14 protein-coding genes and 1 tRNA gene are annotated in these 11,541 nt (G+C 63.8%); 11 read left to right on the plus strand and 4 right to left on the minus strand.

The annotated features are described in order from the left end of the window. On the plus strand, positions 1-500 hold a 500-nt coding region (locus EN925_RS07530; protein WP_164894155.1), incomplete at its 5' end, for a GNAT family N-acetyltransferase. Between the two features lie 232 nt (positions 501-732). Further along, positions 733-2,016, plus strand: a complete 1,284-nt coding sequence (locus EN925_RS07535; protein ID WP_013529436.1) for a hypothetical protein — start codon at positions 733-735, stop codon at positions 2,014-2,016. A 97-nt stretch (positions 2,017-2,113) separates the two neighbouring features. Here the strand turns inward: EN925_RS07535 and EN925_RS07540 are convergent. Next, positions 2,114-2,198: transfer RNA gene (locus tag EN925_RS07540), tRNA-Leu, on the minus strand. 272 nt (positions 2,199-2,470) lie between these two features. Here EN925_RS07540 and EN925_RS07545 point away from each other — a divergent pair. Both EN925_RS07545 and EN925_RS07550 read left to right on the plus strand, forming a co-directional pair. Further along, positions 2,471-3,058: a YqaA family protein gene (locus tag EN925_RS07545; RefSeq protein WP_013529435.1), complete on the plus strand. Its 588-nt coding sequence runs from the start codon at positions 2,471-2,473 to the stop codon at positions 3,056-3,058. Between the two features lie 34 nt (positions 3,059-3,092). After that, positions 3,093-3,611 carry a disulfide bond formation protein B gene (locus EN925_RS07550; RefSeq protein ID WP_013529434.1) on the plus strand — a complete coding sequence of 173 codons (519 nt, stop codon included), beginning with the start codon at positions 3,093-3,095 and terminating at the stop codon, positions 3,609-3,611. A gap of 166 nt (positions 3,612-3,777) precedes the next feature. On the opposite strand, the gene EN925_RS07555 is transcribed toward EN925_RS07550, so the two are convergent. Beyond that, positions 3,778-4,335 (minus strand): HNH endonuclease, encoded by a 558-nt coding sequence (locus EN925_RS07555; RefSeq protein ID WP_006328497.1) that lies wholly within the window; start codon positions 4,333-4,335, stop codon positions 3,778-3,780. Positions 4,336-4,463: 128 nt separating this feature from the next. Next, on the minus strand, positions 4,464-5,105 hold the full coding sequence (locus tag EN925_RS07560) for a DNA-3-methyladenine glycosylase (RefSeq protein WP_013529433.1): 642 nt from the start codon (positions 5,103-5,105) through the stop codon (positions 4,464-4,466). 74 nt (positions 5,106-5,179) lie between these two features. On the opposite strand from EN925_RS07560, the gene gluQRS reads away from it, so the two are divergent. Both gluQRS and EN925_RS07570 read left to right on the plus strand, forming a co-directional pair. Beyond that, positions 5,180-6,055 (plus strand): tRNA glutamyl-Q(34) synthetase GluQRS, encoded by an 876-nt coding sequence (gene gluQRS / locus EN925_RS07565; RefSeq protein WP_013529432.1) that lies wholly within the window; start codon positions 5,180-5,182, stop codon positions 6,053-6,055. Positions 6,056-6,201: 146 nt separating this feature from the next. Further along, positions 6,202-7,098, plus strand: coding sequence for a DMT family transporter (locus EN925_RS07570; RefSeq protein ID WP_013529431.1), 897 nt, complete (start codon positions 6,202-6,204; stop codon positions 7,096-7,098). 102 nt (positions 7,099-7,200) lie between these two features. Here the strand turns inward: EN925_RS07570 and EN925_RS07575 are convergent, their stop codons facing one another. Continuing rightward, the gene (locus tag EN925_RS07575) at positions 7,201-8,052 is read right to left on the minus strand and encodes a YihY/virulence factor BrkB family protein (RefSeq protein ID WP_013529430.1); all 852 of its coding nucleotides are present in this window, start codon (positions 8,050-8,052) and stop codon (positions 7,201-7,203) included. Positions 8,053-8,107: 55 nt separating this feature from the next. Between EN925_RS07575 and EN925_RS07580 the strand changes: the two genes are divergently transcribed. The 5 genes from EN925_RS07580 to EN925_RS07600 all read left to right on the plus strand — a co-directional run. After that, complete coding sequence (locus EN925_RS07580; RefSeq protein WP_013529429.1) at positions 8,108-8,974, plus strand: SDR family oxidoreductase; 867 nt, start codon at positions 8,108-8,110, stop codon at positions 8,972-8,974. A 24-nt stretch (positions 8,975-8,998) separates the two neighbouring features. Continuing rightward, entirely contained in the window at positions 8,999-9,190 is a 192-nt protein-coding gene (locus EN925_RS07585; protein WP_013529428.1) for a twin transmembrane helix small protein, read from the plus strand. Positions 9,191-9,215: 25 nt separating this feature from the next. Then, complete coding sequence (locus EN925_RS07590; RefSeq protein WP_013529427.1) at positions 9,216-9,797, plus strand: cob(I)yrinic acid a,c-diamide adenosyltransferase; 582 nt, start codon at positions 9,216-9,218, stop codon at positions 9,795-9,797. Positions 9,798-9,825: 28 nt separating this feature from the next. Further along, complete coding sequence (locus tag EN925_RS07595; protein WP_128336431.1) at positions 9,826-10,626, plus strand: rhomboid family intramembrane serine protease; 801 nt, start codon at positions 9,826-9,828, stop codon at positions 10,624-10,626. 198 nt (positions 10,627-10,824) lie between these two features. After that, positions 10,825-11,541 (plus strand): electron transfer flavoprotein subunit beta/FixA family protein (locus EN925_RS07600; protein ID WP_164894156.1); only part of this gene is annotated, 717 nt, incomplete at its 3' end.

An 11,541-nucleotide genomic window follows, 5' to 3' on the forward strand; every position in this document is an offset into this window, starting at 1 on the left:
CGCTGGAGGCGGCCGGCTGGAAGGGCCGGGAACGCACCGCCATGGCGATCGACCGTTTCCGCGCCGCCTTCGCCCGCGAGGCCGTGCACCGGCTGGCCGAGCAGGACATGTGCCGCATCCATTCGCTGACGCTCGACGGCCGCACCATTGCCTGCCTGATCGTCTTCGTCGAAGCCGGCATCGCCTACACCTGGAAGACCGCCTATGACGAGACGCTGGCCAGCTATTCGCCGGGCACCTTGCTGATGATCGAGGTGACCAGGCAGCATCTCGACGATCCCAACATCATGATGACCGATTCCTGCGCCGTGCCCGACCATCCGGTGATGAGCCGGCTATGGGCCGAGCGCAAGCCGATGGGCACGCTGGTGATCGGCCTGACGCCGGACGCCGACCGCCTCACCCGCCAGGCCGCCTCGCAACTGCACCTCTACCGCGAAACCCGCAACATGGCCCGCCTGCTGCGCAACCGCATGAAGAGCTTGTTGGGGCGGCGCTGAGAAAAGGCAAGGGTGCGGTTCTGGAAGGATGGCACATTTTCGCTGCAATATTTGACACAGAGGTGGCCGGGACTTTACTTCGATTGCCCAAGAGGCAAGCGCTAAGATCGACTTCCGCTTCAAAAAAACGAGATTTCTTGCAGCAATTTTCCGGTGAAACCCGGCAAGATCTACTCGCATTCTTGTGCTTGATGCACGATAGTCTAGTGATTCGGTCCGCGATGAGAGAAAAATGTCGCTGAATCATGAGGCCAACGGCGCCCGGCACATCAGTGCGAACGACAGCGCCGTTGTCCGAAGGGCCGACGAAGACTTCGAAGAACTGATTCGAAGCATCCGAGCCGCCACGCATCAAGCTTTGCCTCTCTTCGAAGAGGAGCCCGTGACCGGATTGGCCCAGTCAGACACGCTGGCCGCCTCCCTCGGCTCGACTTCGGCCCGGACGGGCTCGAGTCAGGCCCACGCCATGCGCGGCTCCTCGCTCTTGTCCAACGATGACGACTTGGCGTGGTCGTTGGTTGAGGACTATGTGGCCAGGTTCGATGCGCAAACGCACGATGCCGACGCTCCCGATACGGACAAATGGGACTTGCAGGAAGAGGTGGCGAAGCTGCAACGCTTGCAGGATCGCACCTCGAAAGAGCTTGGGCGAAAATCGCGCGAGCTATCGATCGCAAGCAAGACCATCGCCGACCTGGAGGTCCAACTCAACAGGGCACGGCAGACCATTGCGCAGGCGGATAGGCATGCCGGCCAGCGCGCAACACGGTTCCTCGAAGCGAATGTCGAGGTCGAGCGCCTGGGACGGAACCTGGCGCGCGTGTCGGGGCAACTCCGCGACGAGACCATGGCCAGGCAAGCCGCCGAGCAGGCGCGTGAGGACGTTGCATCGCGGCTCGCCAGCTTGCAACAGGCCGCCATGCTGCTTCGTTCCAAGGTCGCGGACTATCAGCTCCACAACGAACGACTGACCGGCAAACTATCTGCGCAGATGCTTGTACAGCAGGACCTGCAGGCGCGGCTGTCCACGGTCGAGCATCAGCGCGGCGTTCTCGGCGATTGCGCCGCCGCCGCGCAGGAACGGGCCGTGGAACTTGAAAAGAGGTTGCGCTTGCTCCAGCGCAGCGCCCCCGATCAAAGCGTGGTCCGCGCAACGCCGAGCGCCGGGCAGCGCGCCGAGGACGTGGCCGAGCATCGGCGCCAAACCTCGGAAACCGAGATTGCGAAATTACGCCAGGAGCGCGACGCGGCGCGCCGGGACTGTGGCGCGGTGAAGGTTCAACTCGCCGATCTCCGCTTGCGCGGCATGACCGACGAACTCGCGCATGCCCGTTGCCGCAACGAGAACCGCCAGCTTCACCAAAGGCTGGAAACGCTGACACGCCAGGATCCGCCCAGCGGACCGGCAGCCGATGACAGCGCCGACCTAGAACGGACATTCGACGAATTGCTGGCAGCTGGCGAGATCGGCCCAGCCAATGACGGCGACCCCAGCGTGGCGCGCAAAGCGTGTTGATCGCCTGCTGAGACGTATCGGGAACCAAAGCGACCGTGACGCCCTTCGTCTATTGAACTTCGAGTGGCCCGCCACCCGAAGCTCGGAGAGCGAAGGGTGGTGCCCCTAGCCGGGATCGAACCAGCACTCCTTGCGGAACTCGATTTTGAGTCGAGCGCGTCTACCAATTCCGCCATAGGGGCTCAGGCCGGGCGGCCTGGATGGCGCGGGACTATACGGTTGGAGGCCTGTTCGTCAACTGGCCAATTCCTCGTCGCCTCGGATGCGACCAAACTGCGCCTTTCGATTTCGTGACGGGGCTGCCATTGTGCAGCGCGGAAAATCTTTCTAGACAGGCGGCGCATCAAAGCGCGGCACGTCTGCGGGGACGGATGGCGTGCGCTGGGTCTTTGTTCTGTGCATGCCGTTACACCCCAACCTGCCTGCAATTGAACGACACGCATTAGGAGTGCCGATGCTTCGCGGACTTTACGACTGGACCCTGTCGCTGGCGGCCCGCAAATCCGCCGAATGGTGGCTGGCCTTCATCGCCTTCGTCGAAAGCTCGGTGTTCCTGGTGCCGGCCGACGTGCTCTATCTGCCGATGGCGCTGTCGCGGCCGGACCGCGCCTACCGCTATGCGCTGATCGCCACCGTCGCCTCGGTGCTGGGCGGCATCGCCGGCTGGTTCATCGGCCACTATGCCTATGACGCGGTCGCCAGGCCGATCCTCGAATTCTACGGCAAGTACGACGAGTTCGAGCAACTGCGCGCGGGCGCCGGCGTCGGCTTCATCGTCCTGATGCTGATCACATCGGGTGCCGCCCACCTGCCGCCGATCAAGGTGGTGACGATCCTGTCCGGTGTCATCGGCGTCAATTTGCTGCTGTTCATCGTACTGGCGATCGTGGCCCGCGGCGCCCGCTTCCTGCTGCTCGCCTGGCTGCTGCGCCGCTATGGCGAACCGATCCGCGAATTCATCGAAAAGCGCCTCGGCCTGATCGCCGGCGCCGGCGCGGTTGCCCTGATTTTGCTCTATATCCTGGTCAAATACGCGTTCTGAACATTACCATTGCGAGCCGGACGGACCGATTGAAATGACAGCGACCATGAATGCCGACACCGGACGCCAGCGCACGCTGACCGCCTTGTTCCTCGCCGTCGCCATGGCCGCCACCGTCGGCTCGGCGCTCGGCTTCCAGTATCTCGGCGGCTACATCCCCTGCCACCTCTGCCTCGAACAGCGCACGCCCTACTATATCGGCGTGCCGCTGATGGTGCTGGCGGTGATTGCGTCGATGCTGCACGCACCCAGCTGGCTGACGCGCGGCCTGCTGGCCGTCGGCGGCATCCTGATGCTCTACGGCCTCTATCTCGGCGTCTACCACTCCGGTGTCGAATGGCAGTGGTGGGCCGGCCCGACCGACTGCACGGCGGGCGCCGGGCCGGTCGACACCGGCGGCAAGGGCGTGCTCGACGCGCTCGACAAATTCGTGCCGCCATCCTGCGACAAGGCCGCCTTGCGCATCCTCGGCCTGTCGCTGGCCGGCTGGAACGCCATCGCCAGCCTGATCCTCGCCGCCGTCGCTTTCCGCGGCGCCCTCACCCGCGACTAAGCCAATTCGATTGAACGGCGTGACGCAGAGTTCGCGCAAAAATTCGCCGGGCTGAGTCGGATAGGCGCGGCTTTCGAGAACCGGAGCGGAGCGTACTGAAGTACGTGAGCACCGGAAGCGCAGAAAGCTGCGTCAGGCGGCCAGCATGGCGGATTTGTGCCGAACTCTATGGTTCGAGTTCGACATCCCAGTAGAGATAATCCATCCAGCTTTCATGCAGATGGTTGGGCGGGAACAGGCGGCCATTGTTGTGCAGATCGTGCACCGTCGGCTGGAAAGGCTTCTGCAGCGGCCACATCTTGGCATGCGCCGGCATCATGCCGCCCTTCCTCAAATTGCACGGCGAACAGGCGGCAACGACATTCTCCCACGTCGTCGCGCCGCCGCGATGGCGGGGAATGACGTGATCGAAGGTCAGGTCCTCCGGCGTGCCGCAATATTGGCACTGGAAGCGATCGCGCAGGAAGACGTTGAAGCGGGTGAAGGCCGGGTGCCTGGAGGGCTTCACATAGGCCTTAAGACTGACAACGCTCGGCAGCTTCATCGAGAAGGTCGGCGAGGAGACGGCGTGCTCGTATTCGGCGACGATGTTCACCCGGTCGAGGAACACCGCCTTGATGGCGTCCTGCCACGACCAGAGCGACAAGGGGTAATAGCTGAGCGGACGGTAATCCGCATTCAGCACCAGTGCTGGAAGCCCATCCGGAGATACGGCAACCGTCACGTGTTCACCTCCTTGGTTCTAGACCCGAACGGCACGGATACTGTAAGCCCGACATGACAGGGATGTGAAGCGGATTGTCGCGTCGCTGAAGCGCCAAAAATGCATGATTTTTATGATTTTTCGCGGATTCAGGCCGGCGGCGCGGCGTCCCGCCCTCTGGTTTCACGATAATAGGACCAGAAAAGCCGCGATGCGACACCTCGCCACGGGCTCCATGATTCGGCCAATGCGATCAGCGTTTTCTCAGGCGGACGCGGCTCGATGCCGAGCGCGTGGCCGACCGCGCTCTGCAGCGCGACATCACGCGCGGGGAAAATGTCGGGGTGCCCGGCAGCAAACAACAGGTACACTTCCGCAGTCCACGGGCCGATGCCGGACACCGCCGTCATCGTCGTGATCGCCTCCTCGGCATCGAGCGAACAGAGGTGATGCAGGTCGAGGCCGTCGACCACGGCCTGGGCAATTGCGATCAGGCCGCGCTGCTTCGGCCGCGACAGGCCGGCCTCGCGAAACATGTCCTCGCCGGCGGCCAGGATCGCCTGCGGCGTCAGCGGATCGACGAGCTTGGTCAGCCGGCCGAAGATCGCATCGGCGCTGGCGCGGGACACTTGCTGCGAGACGACGATCGACGCCAGGCTTCGAAACCCCGGTTCGGACAGCCGCAGCGGCACTTCGCCGGCCATGCCGCGCACCTTTTCCAGGCGCGGGTCGATCACGCAAAGCGCATCGAGCCCCCGGGCAATGTCGTCTGATGTCGCGATACGCTGCATGCTTTCTTGTTCCTGAACCGGCAGCACGGTAGCAATTGGCAAAACCGCCGCACAACCCGATTGCCGCCGCAGAGATGACACTCCTGACATTCCGCTTCGCGCCCAGCCCCAATGGCGACCTGCATCTCGGCCACGCCTATTCGGCGCTGCTCAACCAGAAGCTGGCGGCACGGGCGGACGGCCGCCTGCTGCTGCGCATCGAGGATATCGACACGACGCGCTGCACGCCGCAATTCGAGGCCGGCGTGCTTGCCGACCTGAAATGGCTGGGGCTTGGCTGGGAAGAGCCGGTGCGCCGCCAATCCGAGCATTTCGCCGAATACCAGGCGGTGCTCGAGCGGCTGGTCCGGGAGGAACTCGTCTATCCCGCCTTCATGAGCCGTGGCGAGATCCGCGCCTTCATCACCGACAGTGAAAAGCGTGGGCGCGACTGGCCGCGCGATCCCGATGGCGTGCCGCTCTACCCCGCCGCTGACAAGGCGCTGCCAGTCAAGGAACGCCAGCGGCGGATCGCCGGGAATGCGCCCTTCGCCTGGCGGCTGGATGTCGATGCCGCCTTGGCGCGTGTCGGCAAGGACCTGTCTTGGACCGAATTCGCCGACGAGACGCTTTCCGCGACACGCTCGATCGAAGCCCGTCCGCAGGACTGGGGCGACGTGATCGTGGCGCGCCGCGATATCCCGACCAGCTACCACCTCGCCGTCGTCATGGACGATGCCCTGCAAGGCGTCAGCCACGTCGTGCGCGGACGAGATCTGTTTTCCGCCACCGGCGTGCAGCGCCTGCTGCAGCAACTCCTGGGACTGCCGCAACCGGCCTATTTCCATCATCGCCTCATCCTCGGGCCCGACGGACGAAAGCTGTCGAAGAGCCTGGGCGATACCGGCCTTGCCGCCTTGCGCCATGCCGGCGCATCGCCTGACGACATCAGGCGAATGGTCGGGCTTTGAGCCCGGTGAGACCAAGAAGCCACCCCCAGATGGGCCGGCGTTGAATTCCGGTGATCTATGGATCAACCGTTTCGCTTTGCGCGCCGGGGTGAACGGGATTAGAGCATCGCCACGGCAATTCTCTCCAGTGCGGCGGACTCCGGAACATGCACAGCATCAAGCGGTTCATTCCCGCCACCTTCGTCGTTCTGTGGGCGACCGGCTTCATTGGCGCGCGCTACGCCATGCCATGGGCGGAGCCGTTCACCTTCCTCGCCGCGCGGTTCGTCATCGCCGCCATCCTGCTGGCCGTCCTGATGCTTGTATTGGGTTCGAAAAAAGCCACCCGCGAGGAGGCGCTGCATGCCACCGGCGCGGGCATCCTGATGCATGGCGTCTATCTCGGCGCTGTGTTCTGGGCCATCCACAGGGGCATGCCGGCCGGCTTTTCGGCCCTCATCGTCGGCCTGCAGCCGCTGATCACGGCGGTGCTGGCCGGCAAATTCCTCGGCGAGGCGATCCTGCCGCGTCACTGGCTTGGCCTTGGCATCGGCCTCATCGGTATCGTCATCGTGCTGTGGCCGAAGCTCGGCGCGCTCGGCGGCGGCGTGACCGCGGCGACATTGACCGCCTCGCTGGTTTCGGTGCTCGGCATGAGCGCCGGCACCATCTGGCAGAAGCGCTTTGCCTCCGGCGGCGACCTCGTCGCGGCGACCATGTGGCAATATGTCGGCGGTGGCTCGCTGATGCTCGTCGCCTCCCTCGCCTTCGAAACCCACACGGTCGTCATCAATGGCGAACTGATCTTCGCCATGGCCTGGCTGGTGCTGGTGCTGTCGCTCGGCGCCATCTTCCTGCTGATGGTGATGATCCGCGACGGCGAGATGTCGAAGGTGGCCTCGCTGTTCTACCTGGTGCCGGCGGTGACGGCGATCATCGCCTGGGCCCTGTTCGACGAGCAGCTCAACGCACTTCAGATTTCCGGCATGGCGATCACGACATTCGGCGTCGGCCTGGCAACGGCGCGGCAGGCCAAGGGAAGAACTGTGGAATTGAGGAATTGAGGAATTGAGGAATTGAGGAATTGAGGAATTGAGGAAGAAGCACAGACAGCGCCGGATATGGCCCCCTTTTTCTCCAATTCTTCAATTCCTCAATTCGACCTGTCATCCCACCCGCGCACGCGCCTCCAGGTAGCGGCTGATCGCGGCATTGAGCTCGCCGCCGAGGATGAAGATCGCAGACACCATGTAGAGGAAGACCACGGCGATCATGATCGAGGCCAGGCCGGCATAGGTCGTCACATAGGACGAGAAGTGGTCGAGATAGGTGGCGAAGATGGTCGAACCGATAAGCCATGCCGCCAGCGTGAAGACGATGCCCGGCACCAGCGACACGAAGCGGCGCTTGCCCGCCGGCAGCCAGAAATGGACGGCAAACAATCCGCCGACAATGACCGCCGAAGCGATGACGTAACGCCATAGCGTAATGGTGCCCATATAGGGCTTGATCCAGTCGATATGGGCTTCCGCGAGCCGCGCCAGCAGCGGCGCGAACACCAGGAGCACGCTGATCGCCAGGAAACCGGCCGTGGCGATGAGAACGAAGATGATGCTCTGCACCCGGCGGTAGATGATGCCGCGCGTTTCCGAGACGCGGTAGGCGCGGTTGAGCGACGTGCGCAGCGCCTCGATGCCGTTCGAGGCAAAATAGGCCGCAAGCACCACACCATAGGTCAAAAGGTCGGTGCGCCTGACGGTCAGCACATTGAGCACTTCGCGCGCGATCGGCTTGGCGATCTGTTCGGGCCAGGTGTCGAAGACCAGATGCACGGCCGTGTCGGAGAACGCCTGCGCGCCGAGGAAGCTCGCCAGCGTCGTCGCGAAGATCAGGAACGGGAACAGCGCCATCAGCGAGGTGATCGCCAGATGGCTGGCCATCGCCCAGCCGTCATCGGTGTTGAAATGGCCAAGTGCGTCGTAGAGGACCCGCTTGAGGGCTACGATCTTCCGCAACAAGAACCGCGCCCTCCAATTGTCTCCACGCCGGGAATATGGGAAGGGATTGCGGCAAATGGCAACCCTTGGCGAAACCACGAACAGTCCGGCGCAGAAGTTGCGCTCGATTATCATCACCGGTGCGTCTTCGGGAATAGGCGCGTACTGCGCCCGCGCGTTGAAGGCGGAGGGCTGGCGGGTGTTCGCAACGGCGCGCAAGCCGCAGGACATCGCCGCGCTCGAAGCCGATGGCATCGAGGCCTTCTATCTCGATTATTGCGAGCCGGACTCCATCGCCGCGCTGGTGACGGCGGTGCTCGACCGCACCGGCGGCCGGCTCGACGCCCTGTTCAACAACGGCGCGTATGCGCAGCCGGGCGCCGTCGAGGATCTGCCCGTTGCCGCGCTCAAGCAGCAATTCGAGGCGAATTTCTTCGGCTGGCATGATTTGACCCGCCGGCTGGTGCCGGTGATGCGCCGCCAGGGTCAGGGCCGCATCGTCCACTGTTCGTCGATCCTTGGCCTCGTGCCGGTGCGCTTTCGCGGCGCCTATTCGGCGTCGAAGCACGCACTGGAGGCCTTGATGCTCTGCCAGCGCCAGGAACTGGCGGGCAGCGGCGTCCACGTCTCGCTGATCGAGCCGGGGCCGGTGAAGTCGAAGATCGCCAGCAATGGCCTCATTTGGTTTCTCAGCAACATCGACCACGAGAATTCCGTGCACCGCGTGGACTATGCGGCGCAACTCGAACGACTGCGGGCCGGCGGCAGCCAATCGGCCTTGAAGCCAGGGCCGGAAGTGGTTCATGCGGCGCTGCGCCATGCACTTCTGTCGCGGCGCCCACGCCCGCACTATGTGGTAACAGTGCCCGCCAGGATCGGCGCGGTGCTCAGACGCATCCTGCCGGCATCGATGCTTTACCGCCTGATGGCCAAACGCGCCTGAACGCCAACCAACTGGAACGAAGCAATGGCAACCGTCTTCAACATTCTCGCCATTCTGGTCATGGTCGCCGTTGCGGTCGTGCTTGTTCGCGGCCTCATCAACATGATGCGCGGCGGCTCCGGCGTCACCTCGAACAAGCTGATGCAGGCACGAGTCATGCTGCAGGCCGTGGCGCTGGTGCTGATCCTGCTGGCGGTGTATTTCACCCGCAAGTGAGGATGCCGGCGGCCGGGGAGGCGAAATGGTCAAGCTCAACAAGATCTACACCCGCACCGGCGATGATGGCACCACAGGTCTCGGCACCGGCGAGAGGCGGCTGAAATCCGATCTGCGGGTAGAGGCCTACGGCACGGTCGACGAGGCCAATGCCTGCATCGGCATCGCCAGGGTCCACACGGCCGCGGCCCATCCCGCGATCGACGCCATGCTGTCCCGCATCCAGAACGATCTGTTCGATCTCGGCGCCGATCTCGCCGTACCCGACGACGGCAAGCCGCTCGGCTATGAGCCGCTTCGCATCGTCGCCGTGCAGACCGACCGGGTCGAAAAGGACATCGACCTTCTCAACAAGGAGCTTCAGCCGCTCAAATCCTTCGTGCTCAATGGCGGCACAGCGGCGGCGGCGGCACTTCACCTTGCCCGCACCGTGGCAAGGCGAGCCGAAAGGCTGATGGTCGCCCTGGCCCAGGACCCGAACGAGCACGTCAACCGTGACGGTCTGAAATACATCAACCGCGTCTCGGATTTCCTGTTTGTCGCCGCCCGGGCGGTCAATGACAACGGAAACGCCGACGTGCTATGGGTTCCCGGCAAGAACCGCTGATTGTCGAAAGCGGAAGAGGGCCTGGGGCATGTTCATCCCGCTTTACGACACCAACAGGCTGCGCCACATCCGCCTGCAATATGTGACCGTCGGGCTGATCGTGGCCAACGCCCTGGTCTACCTCGTCACCGCGCTCGGCGGCGAGAGTTTCTCCAATGCCGCCGTGCTTGGTCTCGGCTTCATCCCGTCGGTCGTCCATGACACCGCAGAGCTCGATCCCCGTTTTATCGTCATCCCCGAAAGCCTGAGCTACCTCACCTATTCCTTCCTGCATGCCGACATCTTCCACCTCGGCGGCAACATGCTGTTCCTGTGGGTGTTCGGCGACAATGTCGAGGACGCGCTCGGTCACATCCGCTACCTCATCTTCTACCTGTTGTGCGCGATCGCCGGCGCCGCCTTCCAGGGCCTCGTCGCCTGGGACTCGCAGGTGCCGCTGATCGGTGCCTCGGGCGCCATCGCCGGCGTGGTCGTCGCCTATCTGATCCTTTATCCCAGGGTGAAGGTCTGGGTGTTGGCCTTCGCCCGCATCCCGCTGCGCATTCCGGCCTTCATCCCGCTCATCCTGTGGGTCCTTTTCCAGGTGGTGATGTTTGCCGCCGGCGGCGAGGATCAGATCTCCTGGGCCTGCCATATCGGCGGCATCATCGCCGGCGCCGTTCTGGTGCTTGTCTTGCGTAGCCGCGGCGTGCCGCTGTTTGCCGGCGCCGACGACGACGTCGCGCCCGCCGCTCCCGACCAGCCGCCGGTTGCCACGGAACCGCTGATCCCCGATCAACCCGCCGCGACACCGCGCTGGGGACGCGGAAACGCTTCCAGTTCGGACTGAACCGATTTGAGCCACTTGCAGCGTATTGACGTGCAGGGTTGCCGCAACTACGGAAACGTCTCCGCCGCAACCTAAGGCGGGCAAAGACCAGAATTTCCATCCGGCCAGAATTTCCACCTGGAATGTCGGCTTTCGACAACTCAGAACGGGCGCAGGCTGTTATAGCGCGCCCAATTAGCGTGAAGAGGTGACAGGCAAATGAAGATCCTTGTGCCCGTGAAGCGGGTTGTGGATGCGAACGTCAAGGTTCGCGTGAAGGCTGATGGTTCGGCGGTGGAGCTCGCCAACGTCAAGATGGCGATGAACCCGTTCGACGAGATCGCGGTTGAAGAAGCGATCCGGCTGAAGGAAGCTGGCAAGGCGGAAGAAATCATCGTCGTCTCGATCGGCCCGCAGCAGGCGCAGGAAACCCTGCGCACGGCGCTCGCCATGGGCGCCGACCGCGCCATCCTGGTCAAGACCGACGAACAGACCGAGCCGCTCGGCGTCGCCAAGGTGCTGAAGGGCGTCGTCGACGCCGAGCAGCCCGGCCTCGTCATCCTCGGCAAGCAGGCGATCGACGACGATTCCAACCAGACCGGCCAGATGCTGGCGGCACTGTTGGGCTGGGCGCAGGGCACCTTCGCCTCCAAGATCGTGCTCGACGGCGACAAGGCCAAGGTGACGCGCGAAGTCGATGGCGGCCTGCAGACGGTGGAACTGAAGATGCCGGTGATCGTTACCGCCGACCTTCGCCTCAACCAGCCGCGCTATGCCTCGCTGCCCAACATCATGAAGGCCAAGAAGAAGCAGCTCGACGAGAAGAGCCCGGCCGACTACGGCGCCGACGTCAAGCCGCGGCTGAAGGTCATCAAGACCGAAGAGCCGAGCGGCCGCAAGGCAGGCGTCAAGGTCAAGAGCGTCGCTGAGCTGGTC

The sequence above is a fragment of the Mesorhizobium sp. M7A.F.Ca.US.006.04.2.1 genome (genome assembly GCF_004022915.1).
Taxonomy (GTDB): Bacteria; Pseudomonadota; Alphaproteobacteria; order Rhizobiales; family Rhizobiaceae; genus Mesorhizobium; species Mesorhizobium ciceri.